Here is a 26,417-nt window from a genome sequence, read left to right on the forward strand (position 1 = left end):
ATGACCACCTCCACCTCCACCCCCACCCGCGCCGGTGCCCCCGCGCCGGACCGTCGGCTGCCCGCGCTGGGCGGGTTCGCCCCGGGCGCCCTGCTCATCGAGCTGCGCCGGGTGCTGCGCAACCGCCGCACCCTCGCCTTCACGCTGATCATGCCGGGCGTCTTCTTCCTCATCTTCGGCCTGCCGCAGGGCGGGCAGTCACTGGACAACGGTCGGCCGGTGACGGCGTACGTCATGATCAGCCTGGCCGTGTACGCGGCAATGGTGGCGACCACCAGCGTCGGCGGTGCGGTGGCCACCGAGCGGGCGCTGGGTTGGAGCCGGCAGCTGCGGCTCACCCCGCTACGCCCGGCGGCGTACGTGGCGACGAAGCTGATCACCGCGATGAGCCTCGGTCTGTTCGCTGTCGTCGTCGAGTTCCTGGTGGGCGCCGTGGCCGGCGTCCGCGTCCCGGCGTACGTCTGGCTGCTGTCCGGGCTCGCCGCCTGGGTCGGCTCGCTGGTCTTCGCCGCGTTCGGTCTCTTCATCGGCTACCTGGCGCCGGCGGAGAACGTCATGCAGATCATCGGCCCGGTGCTGGCGGTGCTGGCCATGTTCGGCGGGCTGTTCGTCCCGGTCGAGGTGCTGCCGGACGTGCTCCAGCAGGTCGCGAAGTTCACCCCGGTGTACGGCATGGGTGTGCTGGCCCGCGCCCCACTAACGGGTGACGGGGTGAGCATGGCGGCGGTGGCCAACCTCGTCGTCTGGGCGCTGCTCTTCGGCGTCGGCGCGGCCCGGCTGTTCCGCCGGGACACCGCGCGGGTCTGACCGGCCGGGCCGATAGCGTGATCCCGATGGACCTGTCGACGGGGCAACCCTGGCCGGTGAGCCGCCACTGGCGGTTCATCGGCTGGCTGCTGGCCGCCGTCTGGCTGTTCTTCCTCAACGTGCCGCTCGCCACCGCGCTGCACCAGCCGGAGCTGTGGCGGCGGGTCCTCGGCGTGGTGGCCATTGTCGTCTTCGGCGTCGGGTACGTGCTGCTGTTCCAGTGGGCCCGCAAGCTGCGCCAGGCCCTGCAGCCGATTCCGACGGGACGGGCGCGGGCCGGGCTGGCGCTGCTGCTCGCGGTGGGTCTGGCCAGCCTCCCGGGCACCGGCGGGGACTGGCTGGCCACCCTGGTCTACGTGGCCGCGGCCGCTGTGTTCCTGCTGCCGCCGTGGGAGTCGTTGGCCGCCGTGGTGCTCTGCGCCGTGACGCCTGCGCTGGCGTCCTGGCTGGTGCCGGGGTGGGAGGCGGAGAACGGCATCGTCTTCGCGGTGCTGCTCGCCTCGTTCGCCATGTTCGGGGTGTCCCGGCTGGCCCAGCGCAACAGCGAACTCCGGGCCGCCCAGCAGGAGATCGGTCGGCTCGCGGTCGCCGAGGAGCGGGCCCGCGCCGCCCGCGACCTGCACGACATCCTCGGGCACTCGCTGACCGTGGTGGCGATCAAGGCCGAGTTGGCCGGGCGTCTGATCGAGGTCGACCGGGAACGGGCCGCCGCCGAGATCGCCGAGGTGGAGGCGTTGGCTCGGGCCGCGCTGGCCGACGTACGAAAGACGGCCGGGGCGTACCGCGAGGTCAGTCTCGCCGCGGAGCTGGCCGGCGCCCGCTCGGCGCTGGCCGCGGCGGGCATCGCGGCCGACGTGTCGACCGAGGTGCCGGACCTGCCGGAGGAGTGGGACCGGTTGTTCGGCTGGACGGTACGGGAGGGCGTGACGAACGTGGTCCGGCACAGCGGGGCGCGGTGCTGCGTGATCCGGGTGCACAAGGATCAGGTCGTGATCAGTGACGACGGTCGTGGCCCGTCCACTCCCGATGCGAGCGGGCACGGGCTGGTCGGCCTGCGGGAGCGGGCGCGGCGGCTGGACGCGGTGGTGACCGTCGGTAGTCGACCGGCGGGCGACGGTTTTCTGCTGCGGGTGCACGCGCCGGGGGAGGCCCGGTGAGCGCCTTGCCCACGCCGATCCGGCTGCTGCTCGCCGATGACCAGGCGCTGGTCCGGGGTGCGCTGGCCGCCCTGCTCTCGCTGGAGGAGGACCTGACAGTTGTCGCCGAGGTCGGCCGGGGCGACGAGGTGGTGCCCGAGGCTCGACGCAGCGCCCCCGACGTCGCCCTGCTGGATGTGGAGATGCCCGGCCTGGACGGGATCGCCGCCACCGCGGCGTTGCGGGCCGCGCTGCCGACCTGCCGGGTGCTTGTGGTGACCACCTTCGGTCGACCCGGTTACCTGCGCCGGGCGATGGAGGCCGGAGCGAGCGGTTTCGTGGTCAAGGACACCCCGGCCCGACAGCTCGCCGACGCGGTCCGCCGGGTGCACGCCGGCCTGCGGGTGGTCGACCCGACGCTGGCCGCGGAGACCCTCGCCGCCGGGGTCAGCCCGCTGACCGAGCGGGAGACCGAGGTGCTGCGGACCGCGCGCGGTGGCGGCACGGTCGCCGACCTGGCCCGGGCGCTGCACCTGTCCGAGGGGACGGTACGCAACCACCTGTCCGCGGCGATCGGCAAGACCGGTGCCCGTAACCGGGCCGACGCGATCCGGGTCGCCGAGCAGAACGGCTGGCTGCTCGGCGAGTGACCGCGCAGCGTCGGCGCTCAGGCGCTCAGGCGCTCAGGCGGTCGGCGGCGGGGCGGCCAGTTGGTCGACCACGACGACGCTGCTGCCGGGGCGGACCTCGGCGAGCAGCTCCCGCTGACCGCTGCGGGTCAGCCGGATACAGCCGTTTGTGGTGTTCTCGCCCAACTCGCCGTCGTGCTGCCAGGTGTGCACCCCGATGTGCGCGCCCTGCAGCCCGGACGGCACCGACTCCGGGTCGTCGGGCACCGAACCGAGAGCGTAGATGTCCACTCCGCCGTAGACCTCCTCCGGCGGTGGGGTGCGGCCCAGGATGAAGGTCCGCCCGAGTGGAGTCTCCTGGCCCGACTGGCCGAGGCTGACCTCCCAGGAGCGCACCGCCTTGCCGGCCCGGTACCAGGTGAGCCGGTGGACCTTGCGTTCGACCACGATCTGGTCGCGCAGCGGCACCGTCTCGAACCCGCCGGGAGGCAGCCAGGCGAGCCGTCGGTTGGCCGAGGGCAGCAGGACGGCGGTCCAGCCGGCACGCCGTTGGGCGATCGGCATGGTCAGCTCGACACCGCGGATCGTCGGTTCGAGGAAGGCGCGCGGACGACCGCCGGGCGCGTCGTACGCGGCGATGCGTCTGGTCGGGTGCGCGCCCTCGGTCAGCGGCGTGACGTCCATGCTGGCCGGATCGGCGGGGAACCCACCGGGCGCGGGGTCGTAGTCGACCACGGCCAGGCCGTCCGGGGCGGGCGCGGCCGGGGGGATCGACTCCTCCGGGCTCTGCTCCACACTGCTCGGAGTCGGGTCGGCGGCCACCACGTTGCGGTCGTCGGGGGCCGTCGAACTCGGGGTGAGGGCCTGGCCGACCAGCAGCGCGGTCACCAGCAGCGCGGGTACGCCGATGGCGGCGGCCACCCAGACGCCGCGACGACGGGACGGAGTCTTTCGGTCAAACTGCACGAAACCACTCTATGGTGGCGGATGCTTCGGGGCCCCCGGTTCGGCGAGACCCGCGGTCCAAATCGGTGGGTGGGAGCGGGCACAACGCACGGCTGCGCCCCTCGGTTCGATTTCGGCAGAGAAATTTCCGTCGGCGGGTGATCCGCGCGCCCCGCCGGTCCGTACTGGATGGGGGAGCAGGGGTCGGCCGGTGGTGCGCCGCCGCGAGACGATCGAGGAGCAGATGGCCCGGGCACAGCAGGACAACAAGGCGGCGACCGTCCGGACCAGCGCCAGCAGTCGGGGGGTGCGCACCCCGTCCCGGTCGGCGAGCACTCTGCTGATCGCGTCGCTGCTCGCCGCGCTCTGGGCGGCGGTCATGCTGACCGGCGCCGGTCAGACGGCGTACGCGTACGGCTTCTTCTTCACCGAGTTCTTCGCCGGGGTTGTCTCCCTGGTGACGCTGAGCCTCACCGTGATGCTCGGCCTGCTCGCCACCGACCGGCTGGTGCTGCGCATCTCGCACCGGGTGCTGATGCAGTCGGCGCACCGCGCCACCGGCGTGCTGGGCGTGGCCGGGCTCGGTTTCCACGTCCTCACCAAGATCGCCACCGGGCGGGCGGCCGCGACCGACGCGCTTGTGCCGTTCGTCGGCGGTCGGGGGCTCTACATCGGGCTCGGCACGGTGGCCGCACTGCTGATGGTCAGCGTGATCTGGACCGGCATCGTCCGGGCCCGCTTCGCCGACGTCGGTCCGAAGTGGCTGTGGCGCACGCTGCACTCCGCCGCGTACCTGGCCTGGCCGTTCGCTGTCTTTCACGGCCTCAACGCCGGTCGGGCCGCAGCGCCCTGGGTGATGTTCAGCTACCTCGGCTGCATTCTGCTGGTGGTGCTGGCCCTGCTGGTCCGGTTCTCGGTCACCATCGGTCGGCGCAGCCGTGAGCAGCACCAGGCCGCGGTGCGCAACGCGGTGATGGTCGGCCGGGCCGAGGAGGCGAAGACCGCCCGATCGCTCCTGGCCGGGTTGGGTCGGCGCAGCAAGGCCGCCGACAAGCGTCCCGCCTGGGCGGAGACCACCACCGCCACCTGGGCCGCGCCGGCCGCGCGGCGTGACCCCGAACGGTTCACCGTCCCGGTGGTGCCCGAGCCCGGTTCCCTCGTCGAGCCGACCCGGCCGAGCCGACGTCGACGGGAGGAGGAGCCAGCGGCCCGCCGCGACACCGAACGGTCCTCGCGCAGCCGGCGTACCGAGGAAACCACTACCAGCCGATCGGCCCGCCGCAGCGTGGAGGACACCGGCACGTTCCGACGCGACGAGGAGGAGTTGGAGCCGGTGACCCGGCGGCGCGGCTCCCGCACCCGCGACGAGGCCGTTCCGACCGGCCGGCGACGCGCCGACGAGCCGGCCGCCGAGCGGTCCCGTCGCCGGTCCCGCAGCGAGGACGAGGGCAGCCGCTACTCGGCGCCGCCGCAGCCGACCCTCGCCGAGCCCGAGGAGCCGTGGGACAGCCCGCGTCGCTGGCAGGCCGACGACCCGATCTCCGCCGGCCCGATCTCCGTCGAGCCGATCTCGGCCGGCCCGGTCTCCAGCAGCCCGATCTCGTCGGCGCCGCGCAGCGGCAGCGGCCGGCACAGCATTGAGGACGACCTGCCCGAGGAGCCGGACTACTGGCGCCCGCCGGCCCGGTACGTGCCGGACGAGGTGGCGCCGCCCGTCGACGACACCCCGACCCTTGTCGACCTGGCGTCCCGCCGTGCTCGACGGGCAGCCGGCGAGGGCAAGTCCAAGCGCCGCAAGGCCAGCGCCGACGCGGTGGACGGGGCGTACTGGGCCGGGCTGCGGGGTGAGGCGAAGTGATGCGGACCGCCGTGCCACCGGTCGCCTGCGTGGGCGAGCCGCGGCTCACCGCCGGCTTCGCCGAGTACGGCCGACTTGACCTGCTCGCGCACGAGGAGGTGCACGGACCCATCGGCCCGATGGAACCGGCGCAGTTGCTCCAGCTCGCCGAGGGCATGCAGCTCAAGGGCAAGGGCGGGGCGGGGTTCCCGTTCGCCCGCAAACTGCGCGCGGTGCTGGAGTCCTGCAAGCGGCAGGACCTCGCCGCCGTGGTGGTGGTCAATGCCACCGAGGGGGAGCCGGCCAGCTGGAAGGACAAGGTGCTGCTGACCCGCGCCCCGCACCTGATCCTGGACGGCGCGGCGCTGGCCGCGTACGCGCTGGACGCCGACGAGATCGTGATCGGCGTCGCGGACGACGGGGTCGGCCGGGACTCGCTGATGGAGGCCCTCGAAGAGCGCCGGATGCCGGTGCAGACGACGATCGTCACAGTGCCGCACCGGTTCATCTCCGGCGAGGGTGGTGCACTCGTCAACGGGATCAACGGGCTGCCGCACATCCCGCCGGGCACCAAGAAGCGTTCCAGCGACTCCGGGGTCAGCGGCCTGCCCACCCTGCTGTCCAACGCCGAGACGTACGCCCAGCTCGCCGTCGGCGCCCGACTGGGCCCGTACGAGTACGCGGCGCTCGGTACCGACGACGAGCCGGGCACCGTGCTGCTCACCGTGACCGGCGCGGCGGGCCGACCGGCAGTTGTGGAGTGCACCGCCGGCATGCCGCTGCGTGACGTCCTCGACCTCTGCGAGGTGCCGGACGTCCAGGGCATCCTGATGGGCGGCTACCACGGCAAGTGGATCACCCCGGAGGCGGCGGAGAAGGCCGAGGTCTCCCGCAAGGGCCTGGCCGCGGTCGGCGGCACCCTCGGTGCGGGCATCATCGTCCCGCTCGGTGTCGACACCTGCCCGCTGGGTGAGGCCGCCCAGGTGGTGCGCTACCTGGCCGGCGAGTCCGCCGGCCAGTGCGGTCCGTGCAAGATGGGCCTGCCGGACCTGGCCCGCGCGGTGGACCTGGCCGTCGCCGGCAGCCAACCGGCCGACGTGGTGCGCGCCGCCGCTGGCGAGGTGAAGGGCCGGGGCGCGTGCAGCCATCCGGACGGCACCGCCCGGTTCGCGCTCTCCGCGATCGAGGTCTTCACCGAGGACCTGCGGCTGCACAGCACCGGCGACGGTTGTGGCCGACGGGTCAAGGGAGTGATGGGGCTGCCCGGCGCGCCCGACGCGAACCCGCAGAAGCTCACCCTGGACTGGTCGCGCTGTGACGGGCACGGCCTGTGCGCGCACGTCGTACCGGACTTCATCCGGCTCGACGCGAACGGATATCCCGCCTTCCCCGCCACCCCGGTGCCGACCTGGCTGCGGGAGGGCGCGCTGAAGGCGGTCAAGGTCTGCCCGGAGCTGGCGCTGCGACTGGCCAAGGCCGAGTAGCGAAGCCTCGGGTCCAGCAAGGGTCCCTTCCGGACCGGAAACGGAGAAGCGGATGCGGATCGGCATGGCGTGGACAGGGGCCGGGCGACTGCGCCGTGCCGCGACAATCGGGTCGCTCGTGGTGGCCCTGTTCGGCGTTGCCGCCTGCACCGGCACCGCGCCGGGTGGGCCCGTCGCCGCCGGATCGGCCCCCGCCTCGACCGGCGTCCCGCCCGCCCCGACCGCAACGGCGACCGGTGCCCCACCCGCCCCGACCGCAACGGCGACCGGCGGGCCACCCGCTGCCCCGAAGCAGGTCCCGGACGTGCTCCGCTTCACCGGGACCACCCTCGGCGGGGCCGCGTTCGACGCGGCACAGCTCGCCGGCAAACCGGTGGTGCTGTGGTTCTGGGCGCCGTGGTGCGCCACCTGCGCCAGCCAGGCCTGGACGGTGGCCGAGATCGCACCCAAGTACCGGGACACCGTGCCGATCGTCGGTGTCGCCGGGCTGGGCGAGCGGAAGGCCATGAAGGAGTTCGTCACCGAGTTCGAACTCGGCGGCACGCCGCAGATCGAGGACAGCAAGGGCACGCTCTGGAAGCGGTTCAAGGTGACCGAGCAGAGCATTTTCGTGATCATTGACCGGAGCGGCGCTGTCGTCCACGAGGGCTTCCTGGACGGTGAGGCGCTCACCGCCAAGGTCGCCGCACTGGCCGGGGCGTGAGTGCCACACTGCTGCTCGCGCTGACCGCCGGCATGCTCGGCGCGGTCAACCCGTGCGGCTTCGCGTTGCTGCCCGCGTACCTCTCGCTGTTGGTCGCCGGGGAGTCAGACACCCGCGGCGCGGTCGGCCGCGCGCTCACCGCGGCGGCCGGGCTGACAGTGGGGTACGTGCTGGTGTTCGGCGCGTTCGGCCTGGCGCTCGCGCCGCTGGCCGGCTGGCTGCGGCCCCGGCTGCCGTGGCTGACCGTGGCGCTCGGCGTGCTGCTGGTCGTGGCGGGCTGTTGGCTGCTCGCCGGCCGCCGGCTGCCCGCCCCCGGCTGGCCCGCCCGCGCGCCCCGGCTGACCCGGACCTGGCCGTCGATGGCGCTGTTCGGCGCGGTGTACGCGTTGGCGTCGCTCGGCTGCGCCATCGCGCCGTTCCTGGCCATCGTGGTGACCAGCCTCCAGGCCGGCTCGACCGGTCAGGGGTTGGCGCTGTTCGGCGCGTACGCCCTGGGGATGGGTCTGGTGGTCGCTGTCGCCGCGCTCGGGGTGGCGCTGCTGCGCGACGGTCTGGTGGCCCGGCTGCGCGTCGCCGGGGCGCTGGTGCCCCGCCTCAGTGGCCTGGTGCTGCTGCTCGCCGGCGGCTACGTCGCCTGGTACGGCTGGTACGAGCTACGCCTGGCCTCCGGGCGCCGCGACGCCCTCAAAGACCCGGTAATCCAAGCAGCGTCCCAGCTACAACAAACCCTGACCAACACCCTGGACACCATCGGCCCAGCGTTGCTGCTGGCCGCCCTCGTTCTGCTCGCCGTGTTGGGCGTGCGGACGCGTCGACGGGGGCGCGGGGTGGAACCGGCCCCCGTCGAACGATCCGGTTAGCGGGGGGAGAGGCGGTCGGTGCCTAGGCGGTCTTGGAGGACCTTGGGGATCAGGACACTGCCGTCGGCCTGCTGGTACTGCTCCAGGATGGCCGGGAAGAGCCGGCTCGTCGCCAGCGCGGACCCGTTGAGGGTGTGCACGAAGCGCGTCTGCTTGCCGCCCGGCTCGCGGTAGCGGATGGCCGCCCGACGAGCCTGGTAGTCGCCGGCCCAGGACACCGACGACACCTCCTTGTACTTGCCGGTGCTCGGCATCCACACCTCGATGTCGAGGGTCTTCTTCATCGAGGCGCTGGCGTCGCCGGCCGAGAGCAGCGTGCGCTGGTAGTGCAGACCCAGCCCCTCGACCAGGCCCTCGGCGTGGGCGAGCATCTCCTCCAGCGCCGCGTCGGCCTGCTCCGGCAGGGTGAACTGGAAGATCTCCACCTTGTTGAACTGGTGCCCCCGCACCGTGCCGCGCTCGTCCGAGTGCGAACCGGCCGACTCGCGGCGGTAGCACGGGGTGTACGCGAACGCCTTCAGCGGCAGCTTCGGGGTCTCCAGGATCTCGTCCTGGTACGCGCCGAGGATCGCCGTCTCCGACGTGGGCAGCAGGAACTGCCCGCGCGGCGCGGACGCCGAGTCCAGGTGGTAGACGTCGTCGTAGAACTTGGGGAACTGCCCGGCGGCGAAGCCGGCCGAGTCCAGTAGCAGGTGCGGCGGGAGCAGGAACTCGTAGCCGGCCTTGATGTGCTGGTCGATGAAGTAGTTGAGCAGCGCCCACTCCAGCCGCGCGCCGACACCCGTGTAGATCCAGAAGCCGGACCCACCGAGCTTGACGCCCCGCTCGTAGTCGACAAGGCCCAGCGCGCGGCTCAGCTCCACGTGGTCGCGGACCTTCTCGATCACCGGAGGCTCGCCGAAGGTCTTCACGACCCGGTTGGCTTCCTTGCCGCCGGCCACGACGTCGTCGCTGGGCAGGTTGGGCAGCTCACTCATCGCGTCGCGCAGCCGGGCCTGCACCTCGTCGAGCTGGGACTCCAGCTCGGCGAGCTGCTTACGCTCCGCGTCCGGCGCGGCGGCCTTCGGTTCCTCGCCGGCCCGCTTCGCCTGCGCGTACGCCCGGGCCTCGGCCTTACGGCGCTGCCGCTCGGCGTCGATCTCCGTGATCAGGGCGCGGCGTTCCTGGTCGAGCCGCTGGATCTCGTCCAGGGCACGGGTGACCTCGGCGGGATCCAGACGCTTCGCCAGCGCGGTTGCCACCGCCTCGCGATCCTTCCGGATCAACTCCATGTCGAGCATGCTGCTCCGTACGCCTCCGTCCGGGGTCACAGGTGAACCACCAGATGCTACCGTCGCGGGCTTTTCGTCAGGGGACGGGGAGTGCTGGCCGTCGGCTCAGAGCCGGATCGGCATGAGCACCGAGTAGGTGTCCGCGTCGTCCGGCCGGCGTACGGCCAGCGGGGCGATCGGCCCGTCCAGCTCCAACACCAGTTGCGGCGCGCCGGCCGCGTTCAGCGCGTCCAGCAGGTAGCCACCGTCCACCCCGACCCGCAGCGCGTCGGTGCCCAGGTCGGCGGCGGGGAGCAGGCGCAGCTCACCCTGGTCGTCGACGCCGAGCACGGTGACCGCCCGGGTCGTGCCGTCGTGGTCGCAGGCGACAGTGGGGGCCGCCGGGTCGGCCAGCGCGGCGCGCAGCGTCGCCACGTCCACCGGGATCCGGCGCGCGGTCGGCCGCTCACCGACGGACTTACGCAGCAGCCGGTGGTAGTCCGGGAAGTCGTACGGGAGGGCGGTGCCGGTCACCGTGCGGTCGGCCGCCCGCACCCGCAGGTCCGCGCCCGCCACGGTCAGCCGGATCGGCCACGTGTCGGCGGTGTCGAGCAGTGGCCGGAGCTGGTCGACGAGGGCCACCGGCACGAACACCCGCACCGGCGGTCCGTCGACGTCGGCCTGGGCCCGTGCCAGCGCGAGCCGGTACCTGTCGGTGGCGACGAGCCGGACGCCATCGGGCTCCACGTCGAACAGCACGCCGGCGAGCATCGGCAGCTCCCTGTCGACGCCGACGGCGAAGCGCACCGCGTCGAGCGCGGCGGCCAGGGCGGCGGGGGCGATCAGGAGCGTGGTGGCGGTCGGCGGGGTCGGGTCCACCAGGGCCCGCAGCCGGTCGACCTCGCGGCGGGCGTCGCTGAGCCCGTCGGCCAGCCGGCGCAGGTGCGCGTCGAGCAGCTGGTGCACCACTGCCGGCTCGGCGCGCACCGCGGCGGCGATCTCCGGCACCGGCATGCCGATCCGGCGCAGCCCGGCCACCAGCCGGGCCGGAGCGATCTGCCCCTCCGTGTACCAGCGGTAACCGGTCACCGGGTCGACCAGGGTCGGCTCCAGCACCCCCGCCGAGTCGTAGAAGCGCAGTGCGCTGACGGTCAGGCCGCTGGCCCGGGCCAGCTCGCCGATGCTGTGCAGGTCGTTCACGCTGGGCATCCTGCCCCCTCGACCCGGTCGAGGGTCAAGCCGAACGCTCAAGCACCCGGAAGGTGAGGCCGGCCCGGACGAGCCGGTCGAGCAACGCGTCACCCATCGCGGCGACCGGGGTGAGTTGGCCGGCGGTCGGCGGCAGCTCGTCGAGCGCCAGGCACAGCGCCGACTCGCCGAGCATCTTCGCCGTCTCGTCGTAGCCGGGGTCACCGCCGGCGACCTCGGTGACCACCCGCTGCCCGCCGCCGGTGCCGACGAACCGGACCCGGAACCAGGACGACGCCCGCTGCTGCGCGGTGGGCCCCTGCCCGGACGCGAGCCGGCCGAGCAGCCAGCGTCGGCTGGGTGGCAGCTTCACCAGCCCGATCAGCGCGCCGAGCCCGGCAGCGCCGGCCAGCACGGTGGGCAGCCGCTTCACCGCTGCGAAGTGCCGGTAGCGGAAGTCCGGGCCGTACTCCGGGCGGGCCGCGGCCGAGCGGCGGACCACCTGCGGGTCGATTGTCGGCAACGGCACGGTCCAGATGCCCAGCTCCGCCGAGCGGGCGAGCCGGCCGGGCACCGCCCGGACCCGACGGTCGGTGGGACGCGGCTCGACCGCCCGGCGGTCCCGGGCGGCCTGGCTGGCCTGCCCGGTACGGGAGAACGCGGTGAGCGCCGAGTGGTAGGTGCCGGCGGAGAACCGGCCGCCGGCACGCACGTACCCGTCCACGGTGATCGGAACGTCGGCGGGCAGCTGCTTGACGGTGAACCAGGCGCCCAGGTCGTGCGGGATGGAGTCGAAGCCGCAGGCGTGCACCAGCCGCGCGCCGGTGCGTGTCGCCTCGGCGTGGTGACGCACGTACATGAGGTCGACGAACTCCGACTCGCCGGTGATGTCCAGGTAGTGGGTTCCGGCCCGGGCGCAGGCCGCGACCAGCGGCTCCCCGTGGTGGACGTACGGGCCGACCGTGCTGGCCACCACCCGGGCGCTCTCGGCCACCGCCCGCAGCGAGTCGGCGTCGGTCACGTCGGCGGTGAGCAGCGGCAGGTCGGCCAGTTCCCTGTCGATCGCCGCGAGCCGGTCCCGTACGGCGGCGAGGCGCTGCGGGTTGCGCCCGGCCAGCGCCCAGCGCAGCCCGGCCGGCGCGTGCCGGGCCAGGTACTCGGCGGTCAGGCCGCCGGTGAACCCGGTCGCTCCGAACAGCACCACGTCGTACGTTCGCTCGCCAGTCATCCTCGGAGTCTGCCATTCGTGCTCGCCGATCAGCGATCACGAATGGGCGGTCACGGGGTGAACACGGCGCGTACGCAACCGTCGGCCCGGTCCCGGAACAGCGCATACCCCTCGGGGCCCTGCGCCAACGGCAGCCGGTGGGTGGCCAGGTGTTCGGTCCGCAACTCGTCGCTGGCCATCCGGTCCAGCAGCATCGGCACGTCCCGCAGATTCGGCCGAGCAGCGCAACGCAGCGTGAGCCGTCGCTCGGTCACCGCACCCAACGGGAACGCGTCGACGAACCCGCCCGTTCCGCCGAGCACCACCACCACGCCGCTCTTGCGACAGGCGTGCACGGCCTCGCGCAGCGCGTCCGGTCGGTCGGTGTGCTGGCCACCGAACCTGTCGGCCAGAGAGCGGGACGGCGGCGCGCCGACCGCCACCACGCACACGTCCGGCCCGCGCCCACCGCTGCGGTCGCGCAGCTCGGCCGCGACGTCGGTGCGACGGTAGTCCAGCGGCTCGGCGTCGAAGTGCCGCTCGGCCATCCGCAACCGATCCTCGTGCTGGTCCACGACCAGCACCCGGGCCGCGCCGCGCAGCACCGCCGCCCGGGCGGTCAACTGGCCCACCGCCCCGGCGCCCCAGATCGCCACCACGTCGCCGGGGCGCACCGCACCCAACTCGGTGGCGAGCCACCCGGTCGGCGCCGCGTCCGCGGCGAACACCGCCCGGTCGTCGTCGACGGCGTCCGGCACCCGGAACGCGCTCACGTCGGCGTACGGCACCCGCACGTACTCGGCGTGGCCGCCCGCGAAGCCGCCCGCCGCCCGGGGCCGGCCGAAGCAGCCGGCGTCCGTTGAGGCCCGGTCGGGGTCGGCGCTGGCCAGGTCGGCATGGGCGTTGTCGCAGCAGGAGTGCAGGCCCTGGCGGCAGTACCAGCAGCCGCCGCAGGCCACGCTCGCGCCGACGACCACCCGGTCGCCGACGCGGTGTCGGCGGACCCCGGGGCCCACCTCGACCACCTCGCCCAGGAACTCCGCGCCGAGCACGTCGCCGGCCCGCAGCAGCGGGTGTCGGCCGGCCAGCAGCGGCAGGTCACCGCCACTGGTGGCGCTGCGCCGGACCCGGACGATGACGTCACGTTCGTTGCGTAGCTCGGGGTCGGGCACCTCGCGTACGCCCAGCTCACCGGCGGCCAACCAGCACAGCGCCCTCACCCGCGGACCTCGGGGCGGTCCAGCGCGCAGCGGTCCGCGCGCAGCACCTCACCGGCCTCCACCCGTTGCTTGAGCTGGCGCAGCATCCGGCGGACCAGCAGCCCCGGGTCGTCGCCGACCAGGTGCGCGGCCAGCCCGGTGGGCGGGGTGACGCCGGCCACCGGCCGGGCGGCCAGCTCGGTGCCGCGGTCGCCGGGCGCCGGCCGCACCCGCACCTCGACCGCCCCGTCCAGGCGGCGCAGCGGCTCCGGCCAGCGGCCGTCGGGAAGCACCTGCTCCGGCGGCCGGTCGACGGTCACCACCTCCCACCGGGCCGGCGCGACGACGTCGCCGTCCGCGCCGGGCCGGCCACCCCGACGGGGTACGCGCAACAACCGCGCCGCCCCGGCCAGCGCCGCGCCGCCGAGGGTGGGCCCCGCCCGCGCCAGCCGTCCCATCGGTACCACCCGTCCTCCCGGTTCACGTCCCTCGATCGTTCGTCGCGGCCGGGTGAAGCGCGCTCGCCCGGAAGGGGTGAACCGGCCCGGGTCGGGTAACCGCTCGCCGACCGGGGGCGGAGCGCGTGGTGGGGGTGGGGCTGGGTGCCGGAACAGGATCGCGTACGGGTCGAGCCGGCACCGGGGCCAGCGCTGCTGGCGTCCCGGCTGACGCCGGCCGTGCCGCCGGAGCCGGTGGTGGCCCGGCCCCGCCTGCTGCGACGCTTGGACGAGGGCAGTGCGGGACCGGTCACCCTGGTGGCCGCCCCCGCCGGCTGGGGCAAGACCACCCTGCTCGCCTCCTGGGTGCGGCTGGGCGGCGCCCCGCCCGACGTCGAACCGGGCGCGACCGTGCCCGACTCCGGCGACCTGTCGGTTTCGTCAGCTGACCGCCCGGTCTCGGCCTGGATGTCGGTGGAGGCCGGCGACGACTCCGACCGGCTCTGGGCGTACCTCGCCGCGGCGCTGCGATCGGCGACCGGGTCGGCGGAGAGCGGGCCGGTGCCCGACCGGCCGCCGCGCCCCGACCAACTGGAGGCGCTGGCCGCCACGCTCGCCGCCGCCGACCGGCCGGTGCTGCTGATCCTGGACGACCTGCACCGGGTCGCCGACCCGGCGGCCCTGACCGGCCTGGAGTTCCTGCTGCGGCACGCCGGGCGACGGCTCCGCCTGGTGATCGGCGCGCGAGCCGGACTGCACCTGCCACTGCACCGCCTCCGCCTCGCCGGCGAGTTGACCGAGATCGGCCCGGACGAGCTGGCGTTCACCGACGACGAGGTGGCCGACCTGCTCACCGCCCACGCCGCCGCGCTGCCGGCGACCGCTGTGCACCGGCTGCGTGAGCGCACCGGCGGCTGGCCGGCCGCGCTGCGTATCGCCGCCCTGGCGGTACGCGGACGGCCCGACCCGGAGCGCTGGGTGGGGCAGTTCGGCGGGGACCAACCGGAGATCGCCGGGTACCTGCACGAGGAGGTGCTCGCGACGCTCGACCCCGCCCAGCAGGACCTGCTGCGCCGTACCGCCCTCGTCGACACCGTCTGCGCCGACCTGGCCGAGGCCCTGACCGGCCGCGCCGACGCCGGGCAGGCGCTGGCCGACCTGGCCGGGACCGGTGGTCTGCTGCACCGGGAGGACACCCGGCCGCCCTGGTACCGGTGCGAGTCGCTGCTCGCCGACCTGCTCCGCGCCGACCTGGCCCGGTTGCCCGCCGACGAGCTGCGCGAGCTGCACGTCCGGGCCGCCGAGTGGTACGCGGGCGCCGGCCGTCCCGCCGACGGTCTGCGGCACGCGCTGGCCGCCGGTCGCTGGGACCTGGCCGGCGACCTGTTCGTGGCGCACTGGCCGGAGCTGACCCGCTACGACAGTGACCCGGTGCACGTCCCGGCACCCGCGTCGCCGCCAGCGGAGGTGATCCGCGCCGACCCGGAGGTGGCGTTGGCAGGCGCCGCCGAGCGCGCGTACGCCGGTGACCTGCCGGCCGCCACCGGTCACCTGCGGGCAGCCGCCGGGCACGCCGCGGGCCTGCCGGTGCCGCGCCGGGACCGGTTCCTGCGGTTGGTCACCGCGCTGGAGCTGACAGTGGCCCGGCTCGCCGACGACCGCGCCGAGGTCCGGGCCGCCGCGGCCCGCCTGCTGCGGACCCGCCCGGCAGAGGCCACGCCGACCCGGGTGCCGGACAGCTCGCCGGCCGGGGCGGCCAGTTCCGCCCCGACGGCCGGTGGCGGCGGCGCGGCCGACGACCTGGACCTGCGGGCGTTCACCGGCACCGCGCTGGGGCTTGTCGAGTTGGCCGACGGCGCGTTGCCCACCGCCCGGTTCGTTCGGGCCCGGGCGGCGGCTCGGGAGGCCGGCCGACCGCGTACCGAGCTGGTCGCCGCCAGCCGCGCCGCGCTGCTGCTCGCGGTGCGCGGGGAGCTGCGGACGGCCGAGCAGGCGGCCCGGGACGTGCTGGGCATGCCGCCCAGTCGGGGCTGGTCCTGTCGGCTCGACTGCGGCTACGCGTACCTGGCGCTCGCCGTGGTGGCACTGTTGCGCGACCAGCCGGAGGAGGCCACGACGAACCTCGCCCTCGCTCTCCCCGCGCTCGACGCGGCGGGCTGGTCCGGCAACCCCGAGGTTGGTGACGACTGGCTGGGAGCCGGTGAGCCGGTGGCGGCTGCGGTGGCCGCGCTGTGCCGGGCTCAGCTGCGCCGTGACTCCGGCGACCCGGCGGCCGGCCAGCGCCTGCTCGTCCGGGCCCGGGAGGCGCTGGCCGACCGACCGCCCGCCGCCAGGTTGACAGGTCTGCTGCGGGCGGCCGAAGCCGAACTACGGGCCGCACGGGGCGACCTGGACGCCGCCCGCGACCTGCTGGCCGGCGCCGCCGACGAGGGGGCCGACCCGGTGCTCGCGGTGACGTTGGCGAAGGTGCAGCTCCTGGACGGTGACGCCGCCGCCGCCGAGCGGACCCTGCCGGACTGGCAGGCGCCGGCGGCCACGGCCTGGCCGCTACCGGTACGTCTGGAGGCGGGTCTGCTGGACGCGGTGCTGGCCGACCGCGCCGGGGACGGGCGTCGGGCGGGCCGGGTCCTGGAGCAGACGCTGGACCTGGCCGGCCCGCAGGGCTGCCGAAGGGTCTTCACCCGCGCCGAACCACAGGTGCGGGACCTGCTGGCCGCGCACCTGGATGCGGGCACCGCGCACTTCGCGCTGGTCAGTGACCTGGTGCGCGGCGCGGAGCAGAGCACCGCCGCGCCGACCGCCGGACCGAGGGGAGCGCTCGACGAGCCGCTCACCGAGCGGGAGCTGACCATCCTGCGCTACCTGCAGAGCATCCTGTCCAACGTGGAGATCGCCAGCGAGCTGTCCCTCTCGGTCAACACGGTGAAGACGCACGTCCGCAACATCTACCGCAAACTCGACGCGACCCGCCGGCGTGAAGCGGTCCGGCGGGCGCGCGAGCTGCGGCTGATCTGAGTGGATGGCGTCAGGCGTTCGCGGCGGCGTCCGCGGCCGTCAGCAGGTCCGGCAGGTCGTACCCGCCGTCATGCCGGATGCCGTTGACGAACAGGGTGGGGGTGCCGTTCACCCCGCTGCGGATGCCCCCCACGAAGTCCCGGCGCACCCGGTCGGCGTGCGCGCGGTTCTCCACCTCGGCGTTCAACTCGTCCGGCGGCAACCCGACCTGCTCCACACCGAGCGAGAGGTGCACCGGGTCGAGCTGGTCCTGATGCTCGTAGAGCCAGTCGTGCATCTCCCAGAACCGGCCCCGAACCCCGGCGGCCTCGGCCGTCTCCGCGGCGCGTTCGGCATACGGGTGCACGTTCGCGATCGGGAAGTAGCGGTACACCAGCCGTACGGTGTCGGCCCGCTGCCGCAGCAACTCGTGCAGGTTCGGGTACGCGGCACCGCAGAACTGGCACTGGAAGTCGCCGTACTCGACGATTGTCACCGCCGCGTCGGCCGGCCCCCGAATGTGGTCGTCGGTGGTCACCGGGTCCCGAAGTCGGGCGGTGACCTGCAGTGGCGTGCTCATCGGGCCATCACCTTCCGATCGGCGGCGAGTTGGTCCAGCGCGTCGAAGACGCCGTCGGCGCCGGGGTTGACGTCGGCCGGCGACAGGTAGCTCCAGGTCACCTTGCCCGTCGGGTCCAGCACCACCAGCGCGCGGGCCGCCTCGCCGTTCGGCATGTACGCGCCGTAGCGGCGTGCCACCTCGCCCTTCGGCTCGAAGTCGGCCAGCAGAGGGAACTCGATGCCCCGGCTCTCCGCGAACGCCCGGTGTGACCAGATGCCGTCCACCGACAGGCCGAGCACCACCGCCTGGTACTGGGCGAAGACGGGTGCCGCCGACTGGTAGAGCGACATCTGGTCACCGCAGACCGGGCTCCAGTCGGCGGGGTAGAAGGCGAGCACGACCGGCCGGCCACGGAACTGCTCGGGCCCCAGCAGAGCCCCGTCCGGGGTGGCCGGCAGGGTGAAACCGGGCGCGGTACGCCCCGGCTGGATCAGCCCGTTCGGATCACTCATGCCACCAGCCTGCTCCCGGGGTGGGTGAGGCTGGCTCACCCACCCCGGGTGGTTCCGCGCCCGGTCGACACGCGCCCCGCGCCGCTCAGCGCAGCACCGGGGCGACAGCGATGTGGTTCTGCACCTCGCGGATGCCGGGCGCGGACCAGGCCACCTGCTCGACCTCGGCCCGTTCGGGCATCGAGTGCACCAATCCGGCGAGTATCGCGGTGTCGCCATGCACCCGGACGCTGACCCGTTCGGCCTCGGTCGCTCCGGCCCGGGCGAGGGCGTCGACGATCCGATCGGCCAGGTCCCGGCCGTCCGGAGCGGCGGCCGGTCGGACGGTGATGCCGTTGCTCACCCCGCGTACGCCGGTCAGCCGGGCGACCGCGCGTTCGGCGGCTCGGCGCTGGTACTCCCACTCGACGTCGCCGTGCAGCGTCACCCAGCCGGCCGAGACGGTGACCTGGAGCTTCTCGATGGGCACGAACGCGTCCCACTCCAGCCCGTGGCTGGCCGCGGCGGCCAGGTCGCTGTCGGCGCGCTCGGTGCCGTTGGTGAGCTGCACGGCCACGTCGTTGGCGACCGCCCGGACCGAGGCGACCCGGTGGGCGGCCCGCTCGGCGGCCCACTTCTTGGCGTAGCTGTCCACGCGGCCGGTCAGGGTTACCACGCCCTCGGCGACGGTCACGCCGATCTCGTGCGGCTGCACCCGCGGTTCCCAGGTCAGCTCGTCGAGCACTGCGGACTGGATGTCCTGGTCGGTGCGGTGGATCTCCGCGATGGCCATCTGTCCCTCCTCCGCTGTTCCGATGGCGGACCGGCTGCGGCCGGAGGTCCGCCGTGCCGCGATCCTGCCGCCGCTCCGGGTGAGCCGCCCTCGCCCGGACCGGGTGACGGCGCGGCCGGACCTGGGCGGCGGTGTCGGAAACTACCTACGAACATCGATGATGGGAGCGCTTCCAAAGCGAGCTGCTTTCGGTTACGGTAATCGCGTTCCTCGATCGCGGGAGCCGTCGCGTCGGGTGGTGGAGCCAGGGCAGCTCCGCCCGTCCCCGTCGTCGTGCTCGTCCCCCGGGCCACGGCGTCACCCAGGCGATCGACCCCGTCCCCCGGGGCTCCATCCCGAGAGGAACCGCAGATGCGGAGAAGTCTCGCCGCCACGGCCGTGTCCGTGTTGGCCGCCGCCACAGCCGTCGTGGTGGTCCCGTTCACCGCCGCTGGGTCGGCCCCCACCCCGGCCGCAGCGGAGGCATACACCTGGCGAAACGTCCCGGTGGGCGGCGGCGGCTTCGTACCCGGCATCGTCTTCAACCCCACCGAGAAGAACCTCATCTACGCGCGCACCGACATCGGCGGTGCGTACCGCTGGGAGCAGACCAGCCAGTCCTGGACGCCTTTGCTCGACTGGGTCGGCGCCGACCGGTGGGGTTACAACGGCGTGGTCAGCGTCGCCACCGACCCGGTGCAGACCAACCGGGTGTACGCCGCGGTCGGCATGTACACCAACGGCTGGGACCCGAACAACGGCGCGATCCTGCGCTCGGCCGACAAGGGCGCCACCTGGCAGGCCACCGAACTGCCGTTCAAGAACGGCGGCAACATGCCGGGCCGGGGAATGGGGGAGCGGCTCGCCGTCGACCCCAACCGGAACAGCATCGTGTACTACGGCGCCGAGGGCGGCAACGGGCTCTGGCGCAGCGCCGACCACGGCGTCACCTGGGCCCGCGTCGCCGCCCTCCCCAACGTTGGCAACTACCGCGCGGACCCCAGCGACCCGAACGGCTACAACGGGCAGAACCAGGGCCTGACCTGGGTCAGTTTCGACAAGAGCACCGGCACCGCCGGCTCCACCACACAGACGATCTACGTGGGCGTGGCGGACAAGGAGAACCCGGTCTACCGCAGCACCGACGGCGGCGTCACCTGGGCGCGCATCCCCGGCCAACCCACCGGCTACCTGGCCCACAAGGGCGTCGTCGACCCGGTCGGAGGTCACCTCTACATCGCCACCAGCGACACCGGCGGCCCGTACGACGGCGGCAAGGGCGACGTCTGGAAGTTCACACGGTCGACCGGGGCCTGGACGCGGATCAGCCCGGTGCCCTCCACCAGCGCAGACGCCTACTTCGGCTACAGCGGGCTGACCATCGATCGTCTTCGCCCGAACACGCTGATGGTGGCCACCCAGGTCTCCTGGTGGCCGGACGCCATCTTCTTCCGCAGCACCGACGGCGGGGCGACCTGGACCCGGATCTGGGACTTCACCAGCTATCCCGAGCGGTCCCGTCGCTACACCATGGACATCAGCTCGGTGCCCTGGTTGACCTTCGGTGTCAACCCGGCGCCCCCGGAGGCATCGCCCAAGCTCGGCTGGATGAACGAGTCGGTGGAGATCGACCCACATGACTCCAACCGAATGATGTACGGCACCGGCGCCACCATCTACGGCACCACCGACCTGACCAGATGGGACACCGGCGGCCAGCTCACCCTCCGGCCGATGGTCCGAGGGCTGGAGGAGACCGCCGTCCTCGACCTGATCAGCCCGCCCAGCGGCGCACCCCTGATCAGCGCGCTCGGCGACGTCGGCGGCTTCCGACACACCGACCTCGACACGATCCCGTCGATGCTGTTCACCCAGCCGGTCTTCACGAGCACCACCAGCCTGGACTACGCGGAGAGCAAGCCCGCGGTGCTGGTCCGCGCCGGTAACTTCACCGACGCCGACCGGCCCAACGACAGTCACGTCGCCTTCTCCACCGACGGCGGCGCCACCTGGTTCCAGGGCACCGAGCCGTCCGGGATCAACCTGGGTGGCACGGTGGCTGCCGCCGCCGACGGCAGCCGGTTCGTCTGGGCGCCCGGTGACGCGGGCCAACGCGTGGTCCACTCGGTCGGTTTCGGCAACTCCTGGGCAGCGTCGACCGGCATCCCGGCGAACGCGACGATCGAGTCCGACCGGGTCGACCCCACCCGTTTCTACGGCTTCAGCGGTGGGCGCTTCTACCTGAGCACCGATGGCGGGGCCAGCTTCACCCCGACCGCGGCGACCGGGTTGCCCGCCACCGACGTGCGGTTCAAGGCCCTGCCGGGCCGGGCCGGCGAGTTGTGGCTGGCCGGGCCCGGCGGGCTGTGGCGCTCCACCGACGCCGGCGCCAGTTTCAGCAGGCTGAACGGCGTCAGCGCCTCCGGCAACGTCGGTTTCGGCAAGGCGGCACCCGGGCGGACCAACCCCGCCGTGTTCCTCTACGGCACTGTGAACGGTCAACCGGGAGTGCACCGCTCCGACGACGCCGGGGCGACCTGGGTACGCGTCAACGACGACAGCCACCAGTACGGCAATCCGACCGAGGCGCTGACCGGCGATCCGCGCGTCCACGGCCGGGTCTACCTCGGCACCAACGGTCGCGGGATCCTGGTCGCCGACCCCACCGACGGCGAGCCGCCGACCACCCCGCCGCCGACCACGCCGCCGCCGACGACGCCACCGCCGACGACCCCACCGCCGACCACGCCACCGCCCACCACCCCGCCGCCGACCGCCGGTTGTGCGGCGACCTACCGGGTGACCGGTTCCTGGTCAGGCGGTTTCCAGGCCGAGCTGGTGGTCAGCAACGCCGGCAGCGCCCCCATCGCCGGCTGGACGCTGAGCTGGACCTTCACCGACGGCCAGCGGGTCAGCCAGCTCTGGGGCGGCACCCACACCCAGACCGGGGCCGCCGTGTCGGTCCGGGACAGCGGCTGGAACGGCGCGCTCGCCGCCGGGGCCAGCACCACCGCCGGTTTCCTCGGCTCATGGACCGGCACCAACACGTCCCCGGCCGCCATCACCTGCACGAGTCGCTGAGCGGGTGATCCGGGCCGGGACCCCGGATCACCACCGAACACCGGTCCGCCGGGCCGCCTGAGGGGTCCGGCACCCGGCGGACCGGGTCCACCCCCATGCACCACGGAGGGCCCCGATCGACCTGAGTCGATCGGGGCCCGCGGTGGTGCTGTGGTTCAGACGGCGGGGGAGCTGGGGCGGTCGACGTCGACGAACTCCACGTCGTCGACGGCACGGTCGTCCCGGCTGCCGGCGGCCCGCGCGGCGGAGCCGACGGCCCAGCCGACCGCCGCACCGACGAGCGCGGCGCCGATCAGGAGCGTCCAGGGCAGTGCCGGCTGGCGGCCGGCGAGCGCGTCGAAGGCCAGCGAGGCACGGCGTCGCGCCTCGTCGGCGGCGGATCCCACCAGGTCACCCGCCCCGTCGGCGAGGTCGCTGCTGTTCTGGCGGGCCGAGCGGGCGGTGTCCCGCACGCTGTCTCCGGCGTAGCTGACGGCCGAGAGCAGGTGCTCCCAGGCCTGGTCCGCGATCCGCTCCGGCTTGCTGCGCCGTTCCAGCAGGTTGGTTCCGAACATCGTGGTTACCTCCTCAGGTGCCGAAGCCGCCGGCCACTTCGGACCTCGGCGTCTTTCCAGCGCGTCACGGTGTCGCCTACCCCGCAGTGCCCCGCGTCAGCCGGCCGCAAACCCCGACCTCCGCGGAGCACCGGTAGTTCGGTGCGCCGGTCATCCGCGCACCATGACCCGGCGCGTCACCGACTCAGCGCACCGCTGACACGGAGACACCTCGGGCGAAGTCGTCGTCATCATCGTCATCGTCGCCCCCGCCACCGAAACCGCAGGCCAGGACAAGGGCGAGCAGAACGCCGACGCCGGCCAAACCGGCAAGTCGCTTGATCATCGAAGATCCTCTCCGTCACGGCGGGTGTCCCGGTCGATGCTAGGGCGCGTCGGCAACCGTGGACGCGGACCGCGCCGGCCGGCTGTGGGCGACACGCCGACGGCACACGGGGCAGGCGTACGTCAGGGGCCGGTTGTCGGGTCGGGCGGGTCCAGACCGCTACCCTGGTTCGGCGGCGCGTCGGTCACGACCGATCGCCGATGCTCAAATAACAAAAAGTCTTGAGTAATCAGATACTGAAAAGTGCGGATATGGGTGGCTTTGTGGGTCCGGATCCGCGAATTGCTCATCCCGAGGGGTGGCGACCGAGGCCATCGGAGGAATACTCTCGGTCGCGGCCCGCGTACTGATGAGGCGCCCGGGGGACGGGCGGGTGGAGGTGCTCGCGTGAGCCTGTCGATCGTGAAGTCGGTTCTGTCCGGTGGTGTCGTGGAGATCGCCCCACGGGGCGAGATCGACGTCGACACAGCGTACGAGGTGCGCGAAGCGATCGCGGAGGTGCTGGCCAAGGGCCGCCCGCTGCGCATCGAACTCAACATGAGGTTGGTCACCTTCATCGACTCGGTCGGCATCAGCGCCATGGTTGCCGGCTTCCAGACGGCCGAGGTCAGCGACGTCAAGCTGGTGGTCACCGAGCCGAGCCGGTTCGTGCACCGGCAGCTCTGGGTGACCGGCCTGCTCGGCCTCTTCGGTGCCCCGGAGCCCTACTTCGCCGGCGCAGCCACCCCCGAGGTGCTGCCCGGCGCCTGAGCGCGCCGGGCGCCCCCGTCAGGGCTGCTCGTCCAAGCCGGTCAGGTCGATGTCGGTCGCCTCGGTGACCGCTCGGATGGCCGTCACCGACGCGTACCCGGCGGCCAGCAACGCCACGTCCGTGCCGGGCTGTGCGGCCTGCCCCGGCTCCTCCAGCGACGTGCGGACGAACCCGTGACCGGATTCGGCCACCGTCATCTGCACCTGACCGAAGCTGGCCAGGGTGCCTCGCCGCACCCCGCGCAGTTGCCCGTGCGGCAGGTCCGGGGTGTTCACGTTGAGCACGCTCTCCATCGGCGCGGAGGTCAACCGGGGGAGCAGGTCCAGGGCGACCCGCGCCGCAGTGCTCCAGTGCCGCTCGGCGTCGCGTACCCGGGCGGCGGCGTCCACCGCGGCGCCACCGCTCGCGGCCGTCGCCTCGCCGGCCGAGAGCACGTCGAGGGAGACCGCTATCGCCCGGCAGCCGTTCGTGGCGGCGGTGAACGCGGCGCCCACGGTCCCGGAGTGCAGCACCGCCCGGCCGGCGTTGGCGCCTCGGTTGACACCCGAGAGCACCACCGACGGCGGTGGGCCGAACGCCCCGTGCAGGGCGATCAGCGTGATGAAGCCGGGGGACCCGGCGACCCCGTACGCCGGCACACCCTCCAGGTCCGGCAGCGGGTGATCGTTCACGACGACTCGCCCGTCGCGCTCCAGGGCGCTCATCGCGGCGCTGGTGCCGCTCGCCTCCTCCATCGGCGCCGCGACCACCACGTCCAGGCCCCGCTGCCTGGCCGCCCAGGCCAGTGCCTGGATGCCCGGCGCCGCGATCCCGTCGTCGTTGGTGATCAGCACTCGCAGGGTCATCGCTCGACCACCCGGCCGGCCAACTCGTCGGGGGTGGTCCGTTCCTGTTGCCGGCTGTCCGCCGGCACCAGCCGGACCCGGTCCACCAGGCCGGTGATCGAATCCAGTCGACCGGTGCCCAGGCCGTGCCGGGTCACGTTCAGCGCGCCAGCGGCGGCGCCGGTGCGGATGGCGGTCCGGATGTCCCCGCCGCTGGCCACGACGGCCGCCACTCCGGCGGTCATCGAGTCGCCCGCGCCGCGCGGGTCGGCGGCCTCCAGCCGGGGCATCTCGACCTGGAACAGCTCCCCGTCGATGAGCGCCAACGCCGGCTGGTCGGCCCGGCTCACCACCACCGTCTCGGCGCCGCCCGCGTGCAGTTCGTACATGGCCCGGGTCAGCTCCATGGTGTCGTCGCTGCGGGCGCGGCCGTCGCGGATCAACTCCTCGTGACTCACCTTGAGGAAGAACACCCCGCTCTCCAGCACCGAACCGAGGTGATCGCCGGAGAGGTCGACCACCACCCGGCCGCCGTTGGCACCGAGGTCGGCGGCGAAGCGTCGGTACAGGTCGGCGGGCACGAGCCAGGGTTCGTTCGGCCCACTGAGGATGCTCACCGAGGCCCGCAGGCCCTCGCCGAGGGCGAGGTTGTACAGCTCGTCGATCTCGTGCCGGCTCAGCGGCTGTCCGGGCACGTCGGCGACCTCCTGCCGGGATCCATCCCGGCGATCGTGCACGTACCCACCACTACCGGAGTCACGGACCACCACCTTGAGGTCCACGCCCTCGCTGACCAGCAGCGGCTCCAGCACCTGGCCGATCTCGCCACCGAGGGCTGCGCAGAGCACCACGTCGACACCGAGGGAGATCACCATCCGGGCCTGCCAGACGCCCTGACCGCCGGGGTGCAGGTGCAGCTCAGGATGGTCGTTGGGCTGGTCCACGGTCACCGTCAGCTGTGGAGTGGGCGCGAAGACCATCACGTGCCCGCTCATCGGTCGTAGCCCTTCATGCATCCACCCTTCGTCACAGCTGGTGATTTCCCGTTAGCTGACCGTAGTGCGAACGGTGTGCGAATGCCGGGACAACAGTGCGTGTCCGTCCGGGCGTTGCCAGCCAGACATCGGTACGGGACGATCGGGCGACCAAACGACGGCGGGAGACGGTGTGCTCAGCAGCGATACCTTCAGTTACACCGTTCAGGCCCGATGCTCACCCGCCGAGGCGGCGGCGCTGCTCAGCGACCTGACCAGGCAGGGTGAGCTGCATCCGCTGATCGTCCGGGTCCGCCGGGTGCCGCCCCGACCCGGCGCGCAGGCCAGCTACACGATCAACGACCGGTTGGCGGCCGGCCCGCTGCGCTTCCGGACCACCTACCACGCGGACGTGCTGATCAGCGAGGCCGACGAGATCGTCATGGTGGCCCGCCAGTGGCCGGCCACCACGGTGCGAAACCACACCCGACTGCGCGCCGAGCCGGACGGCCTGGTCCGCATCGACGTCGAGATCACCCTGACCGCCCCGACGCCACTGTTCCGGTACGCGTTCCGCCAGGCCCAGGCCGCTCACCTAGCCCTAGCCACCCGCCTGGGCGCCGCCCTCGACCGCACCGGCAACCCCCCACCCCCGGCCTGACCCGCCCCGGCCGTTGCCCCGCTTCATGGTCGTGCTCGATCGTGGATGTAGTGGCCTCGCGGCGCCCGGAGGCCACTACATCCTGGTTGCAGCGCGATCATGGAAGCGCCGCGTGTGATCACGCCGGCGCGGTCGACGGCCGATGTGATCAGGTGGTGCGGCTACGGCCCGCGAGTGCGGTTCCGGCGGGGGCGGGACGCCGGCCCCACGGCTTGTAGGTGGACAGCACGGTCGCGATGATCATCAGGCTGGTCGACACCGCCGGCGCGATGACCAGGTCGGCGCGATCCCGTGTGGGCAGGGCGGCGCCGACCGCTCCGGCGTGGCGCAGGTTCGGGACGAGCAGAAACAGCACCAGCCCGACCATCACCGTGGTGAGCACGAGCTTGACCAGCACCCAGCGGTGGCGCAGCAGGCCCCACGGGGTGAGCAGGGAGCTGGCGACTCCGATCAGCCAGACCAGGACGCTCAGCGGCGCGAACAGCACCGTGCCGACCAGGGCCGTGACCGGATAGACCACCCCCGGGTCGGCGCCCCGCTGCACGGCGATGCCGAGGGTGAGCAGCACCAGGTCGGTGCCCAGCCAGCCGAGTGAGGTGACGAGGTGCAGGGTGAGCAGCGCCTTGCGGGTGCTGGGTCGGATCCGAGGCATACCGCGATGCTGCCCGCCGGCCCCGGCCGGGTCGTCCGACGAGCGACGACATCAGGGGTACGTCCGGCGACGTAGCCCGGCCCGGACGCAGGTG

General features: G+C 73.5%; 25 protein-coding genes. 11 read left to right on the forward strand and 14 right to left on the reverse strand.

Features of this window, described 5'->3' with window-relative positions; all coding sequences use genetic code 11:
* The 3 genes from IW248_RS00485 to IW248_RS00495 are packed head-to-tail and all read left to right on the forward strand — an operon-like array spanning position 1 to position 2,593.
* Positions 1 to 807 (forward strand): ABC transporter permease, encoded by an 807-nt coding sequence (locus tag IW248_RS00485; protein WP_196925196.1) that lies wholly within the window; start codon positions 1 to 3, stop codon positions 805 to 807.
* A 26-nt stretch (positions 808 to 833) separates the two neighbouring features.
* Positions 834 to 1,964, forward strand: coding sequence for a sensor histidine kinase (locus tag IW248_RS00490; RefSeq protein WP_196925198.1), 1,131 nt, complete (start codon positions 834 to 836; stop codon positions 1,962 to 1,964).
* Positions 1,961 to 2,593, forward strand: coding sequence for a response regulator transcription factor (locus IW248_RS00495; RefSeq protein ID WP_196925200.1), 633 nt, complete (start codon positions 1,961 to 1,963; stop codon positions 2,591 to 2,593). Before IW248_RS00490 ends, IW248_RS00495 begins: the two co-directional genes overlap by 4 nt.
* Positions 2,594 to 2,626: 33 nt before the next feature.
* Here the strand turns inward: IW248_RS00495 and IW248_RS00500 are convergent, their stop codons facing one another.
* Complete coding sequence (locus tag IW248_RS00500) at positions 2,627 to 3,538, reverse strand: L,D-transpeptidase (RefSeq protein WP_196925202.1); 912 nt, start codon at positions 3,536 to 3,538, stop codon at positions 2,627 to 2,629.
* A 190-nt stretch (positions 3,539 to 3,728) separates the two neighbouring features.
* Between IW248_RS00500 and IW248_RS00505 the strand changes: the two genes are divergently transcribed.
* Genes IW248_RS00505 through IW248_RS00520 form a run of 4 tightly spaced genes read left to right on the forward strand, consistent with a single transcriptional unit; the run spans position 3,729 to position 8,401 of the window.
* Positions 3,729 to 5,375, forward strand: a complete 1,647-nt coding sequence (locus IW248_RS00505) for a ferric reductase-like transmembrane domain-containing protein (RefSeq protein WP_307787592.1) — start codon at positions 3,729 to 3,731, stop codon at positions 5,373 to 5,375.
* On the forward strand, positions 5,375 to 6,838 hold the full coding sequence (locus tag IW248_RS00510; RefSeq protein ID WP_196925204.1) for an NADH-quinone oxidoreductase subunit NuoF family protein: 1,464 nt from the start codon (positions 5,375 to 5,377) through the stop codon (positions 6,836 to 6,838). The genes IW248_RS00505 and IW248_RS00510 overlap by 1 nt, the downstream gene beginning before the upstream one ends.
* A gap of 52 nt (positions 6,839 to 6,890) precedes the next feature.
* The gene (locus IW248_RS00515; RefSeq protein WP_231396122.1) at positions 6,891 to 7,541 is read left to right on the forward strand and encodes a TlpA family protein disulfide reductase; all 651 of its coding nucleotides are present in this window, start codon (positions 6,891 to 6,893) and stop codon (positions 7,539 to 7,541) included.
* Positions 7,538 to 8,401 carry a cytochrome c biogenesis CcdA family protein gene (locus tag IW248_RS00520; RefSeq protein WP_196925206.1) on the forward strand — a complete coding sequence of 288 codons (864 nt, stop codon included), beginning with the start codon at positions 7,538 to 7,540 and terminating at the stop codon, positions 8,399 to 8,401. The genes IW248_RS00515 and IW248_RS00520 overlap by 4 nt, the downstream gene beginning before the upstream one ends.
* Here the strand turns inward: IW248_RS00520 and serS are convergent.
* The 5 genes from serS to IW248_RS00545 all read right to left on the reverse strand — a co-directional run bounded on the left by serS (position 8,398) and on the right by IW248_RS00545 (position 13,703).
* Positions 8,398 to 9,681, reverse strand: a complete 1,284-nt coding sequence (serS, locus tag IW248_RS00525; protein WP_196929976.1) for a serine--tRNA ligase — start codon at positions 9,679 to 9,681, stop codon at positions 8,398 to 8,400. The genes IW248_RS00520 and serS overlap by 4 nt on opposite strands.
* A 96-nt stretch (positions 9,682 to 9,777) precedes the next feature.
* Positions 9,778 to 10,860 (reverse strand): DNA polymerase III subunit beta family protein, encoded by a 1,083-nt coding sequence (locus tag IW248_RS00530; protein WP_196925208.1) that lies wholly within the window; start codon positions 10,858 to 10,860, stop codon positions 9,778 to 9,780.
* A 25-nt stretch (positions 10,861 to 10,885) separates the two neighbouring features.
* Positions 10,886 to 12,067 (reverse strand): saccharopine dehydrogenase family protein, encoded by a 1,182-nt coding sequence (locus IW248_RS00535; protein ID WP_196925209.1) that lies wholly within the window; start codon positions 12,065 to 12,067, stop codon positions 10,886 to 10,888.
* Positions 12,068 to 12,117: 50 nt separating this feature from the next.
* Complete coding sequence (locus IW248_RS00540) at positions 12,118 to 13,266, reverse strand: alcohol dehydrogenase catalytic domain-containing protein (protein ID WP_196925211.1); 1,149 nt, start codon at positions 13,264 to 13,266, stop codon at positions 12,118 to 12,120.
* Positions 13,263 to 13,703 (reverse strand): hypothetical protein, encoded by a 441-nt coding sequence (locus tag IW248_RS00545; RefSeq protein WP_196925212.1) that lies wholly within the window; start codon positions 13,701 to 13,703, stop codon positions 13,263 to 13,265. Before IW248_RS00545 ends, IW248_RS00540 begins: the two co-directional genes overlap by 4 nt.
* Before the next feature lie 144 nt (positions 13,704 to 13,847).
* On the opposite strand from IW248_RS00545, the gene IW248_RS00550 reads away from it, so the two are divergent.
* Complete coding sequence (locus IW248_RS00550) at positions 13,848 to 16,697, forward strand: winged helix-turn-helix domain-containing protein (protein WP_196925213.1); 2,850 nt, start codon at positions 13,848 to 13,850, stop codon at positions 16,695 to 16,697.
* Between the two features lie 10 nt (positions 16,698 to 16,707).
* On the opposite strand, the gene IW248_RS00555 is transcribed toward IW248_RS00550, so the two are convergent.
* From IW248_RS00555 to IW248_RS00565, 3 genes are all read right to left on the reverse strand, one after another.
* Positions 16,708 to 17,256 (reverse strand): DsbA family protein, encoded by a 549-nt coding sequence (locus tag IW248_RS00555; protein WP_091409221.1) that lies wholly within the window; start codon positions 17,254 to 17,256, stop codon positions 16,708 to 16,710.
* Positions 17,253 to 17,750 (reverse strand): redoxin domain-containing protein, encoded by a 498-nt coding sequence (locus IW248_RS00560; protein WP_196925214.1) that lies wholly within the window; start codon positions 17,748 to 17,750, stop codon positions 17,253 to 17,255. The genes IW248_RS00555 and IW248_RS00560 overlap by 4 nt, the downstream gene beginning before the upstream one ends.
* 85 nt (positions 17,751 to 17,835) lie before the next feature.
* Positions 17,836 to 18,522, reverse strand: a complete 687-nt coding sequence (locus tag IW248_RS00565) for a BON domain-containing protein (RefSeq protein WP_196925215.1) — start codon at positions 18,520 to 18,522, stop codon at positions 17,836 to 17,838.
* A gap of 351 nt (positions 18,523 to 18,873) precedes the next feature.
* Between IW248_RS00565 and IW248_RS00570 the strand changes: the two genes are divergently transcribed.
* Entirely contained in the window at positions 18,874 to 21,582 is a 2,709-nt protein-coding gene (locus IW248_RS00570) for a cellulose binding domain-containing protein (protein WP_196925216.1), read from the forward strand.
* Positions 21,583 to 21,737: 155 nt separating this feature from the next.
* Here the strand turns inward: IW248_RS00570 and IW248_RS00575 are convergent, their stop codons facing one another.
* Both IW248_RS00575 and IW248_RS00580 read right to left on the reverse strand, forming a co-directional pair.
* A complete protein-coding gene (locus IW248_RS00575; protein ID WP_124815212.1) occupies positions 21,738 to 22,136 on the reverse strand; it encodes a hypothetical protein in 399 nt (132 codons plus the stop codon).
* 184 nt (positions 22,137 to 22,320) lie between these two features.
* Entirely contained in the window at positions 22,321 to 22,461 is a 141-nt protein-coding gene (locus tag IW248_RS00580) for a hypothetical protein (RefSeq protein WP_196925217.1), read from the reverse strand.
* A 387-nt stretch (positions 22,462 to 22,848) separates the two neighbouring features.
* Between IW248_RS00580 and IW248_RS00585 the strand changes: the two genes are divergently transcribed.
* Positions 22,849 to 23,211: an STAS domain-containing protein gene (locus IW248_RS00585; protein WP_030330302.1), complete on the forward strand. Its 363-nt coding sequence runs from the start codon at positions 22,849 to 22,851 to the stop codon at positions 23,209 to 23,211.
* Between the two features lie 18 nt (positions 23,212 to 23,229).
* On the opposite strand, the gene surE is transcribed toward IW248_RS00585, so the two are convergent.
* Together surE and IW248_RS00595 are read right to left on the reverse strand one after the other, a co-directional pair.
* Entirely contained in the window at positions 23,230 to 24,057 is an 828-nt protein-coding gene (surE, locus tag IW248_RS00590) for a 5'/3'-nucleotidase SurE (RefSeq protein ID WP_124815210.1), read from the reverse strand.
* Positions 24,054 to 25,031 carry a PfkB family carbohydrate kinase gene (locus tag IW248_RS00595; RefSeq protein ID WP_196925218.1) on the reverse strand — a complete coding sequence of 326 codons (978 nt, stop codon included), beginning with the start codon at positions 25,029 to 25,031 and terminating at the stop codon, positions 24,054 to 24,056. Before IW248_RS00595 ends, surE begins: the two co-directional genes overlap by 4 nt.
* 172 nt (positions 25,032 to 25,203) lie before the next feature.
* Between IW248_RS00595 and IW248_RS00600 the strand changes: the two genes are divergently transcribed.
* Positions 25,204 to 25,671 (forward strand): SRPBCC family protein, encoded by a 468-nt coding sequence (locus tag IW248_RS00600; protein ID WP_196925219.1) that lies wholly within the window; start codon positions 25,204 to 25,206, stop codon positions 25,669 to 25,671.
* Between the two features lie 148 nt (positions 25,672 to 25,819).
* On the opposite strand, the gene IW248_RS00605 is transcribed toward IW248_RS00600, so the two are convergent.
* The gene (locus tag IW248_RS00605) at positions 25,820 to 26,323 is read right to left on the reverse strand and encodes a hypothetical protein (protein WP_196925220.1); all 504 of its coding nucleotides are present in this window, start codon (positions 26,321 to 26,323) and stop codon (positions 25,820 to 25,822) included.
* Positions 26,324 to 26,417 lie beyond the last annotated feature (94 nt).

Origin of the sequence: Micromonospora ureilytica, from assembly GCF_015751765.1 — a bacterium.
In the GTDB taxonomy this organism is placed as follows: domain Bacteria; phylum Actinomycetota; class Actinomycetes; order Mycobacteriales; family Micromonosporaceae; genus Micromonospora; species Micromonospora ureilytica.

What these genes read in the sequence shown, in the direction of transcription:
- IW248_RS00560 (WP_196925214.1), bottom strand. Translation starts at nt 17,750, where the DNA reads ATGAGTGATCCGAACGGGCTGATCCAGCCGGGGCGTACCGCGCCCGGT.
- IW248_RS00595 (WP_196925218.1), bottom strand. Translation starts at nt 25,031, where the DNA reads ATGAGCGGGCACGTGATGGTCTTCGCGCCCACTCCACAGCTGACGGTG.
- IW248_RS00605 (WP_196925220.1), bottom strand. Translation starts at nt 26,323, where the DNA reads ATGCCTCGGATCCGACCCAGCACCCGCAAGGCGCTGCTCACCCTGCAC.
- IW248_RS00575 (WP_124815212.1), bottom strand. Translation starts at nt 22,136, where the DNA reads ATGTTCGGAACCAACCTGCTGGAACGGCGCAGCAAGCCGGAGCGGATC.
- IW248_RS00515 (WP_231396122.1), top strand. Translation starts at nt 6,891, where the DNA reads ATGCGGATCGGCATGGCGTGGACAGGGGCCGGGCGACTGCGCCGTGCC.
- IW248_RS00535 (WP_196925209.1), bottom strand. Translation starts at nt 12,067, where the DNA reads ATGACTGGCGAGCGAACGTACGACGTGGTGCTGTTCGGAGCGACCGGG.
- IW248_RS00565 (WP_196925215.1), bottom strand. Translation starts at nt 18,522, where the DNA reads ATGGCCATCGCGGAGATCCACCGCACCGACCAGGACATCCAGTCCGCA.
- IW248_RS00530 (WP_196925208.1), bottom strand. Translation starts at nt 10,860, where the DNA reads ATGCCCAGCGTGAACGACCTGCACAGCATCGGCGAGCTGGCCCGGGCC.
- IW248_RS00570 (WP_196925216.1), top strand. Translation starts at nt 18,874, where the DNA reads ATGCGGAGAAGTCTCGCCGCCACGGCCGTGTCCGTGTTGGCCGCCGCC.
- serS (WP_196929976.1), bottom strand. Translation starts at nt 9,681, where the DNA reads ATGCTCGACATGGAGTTGATCCGGAAGGATCGCGAGGCGGTGGCAACC.
- IW248_RS00555 (WP_091409221.1), bottom strand. Translation starts at nt 17,256, where the DNA reads ATGAGCACGCCACTGCAGGTCACCGCCCGACTTCGGGACCCGGTGACC.
- IW248_RS00490 (WP_196925198.1), top strand. Translation starts at nt 834, where the DNA reads ATGGACCTGTCGACGGGGCAACCCTGGCCGGTGAGCCGCCACTGGCGG.
- IW248_RS00580 (WP_196925217.1), bottom strand. Translation starts at nt 22,461, where the DNA reads ATGATCAAGCGACTTGCCGGTTTGGCCGGCGTCGGCGTTCTGCTCGCC.
- IW248_RS00485 (WP_196925196.1), top strand. Translation starts at nt 1, where the DNA reads ATGACCACCTCCACCTCCACCCCCACCCGCGCCGGTGCCCCCGCGCCG.
- surE (WP_124815210.1), bottom strand. Translation starts at nt 24,057, where the DNA reads ATGACCCTGCGAGTGCTGATCACCAACGACGACGGGATCGCGGCGCCG.
- IW248_RS00545 (WP_196925212.1), bottom strand. Translation starts at nt 13,703, where the DNA reads ATGGGACGGCTGGCGCGGGCGGGGCCCACCCTCGGCGGCGCGGCGCTG.
- IW248_RS00510 (WP_196925204.1), top strand. Translation starts at nt 5,375, where the DNA reads ATGCGGACCGCCGTGCCACCGGTCGCCTGCGTGGGCGAGCCGCGGCTC.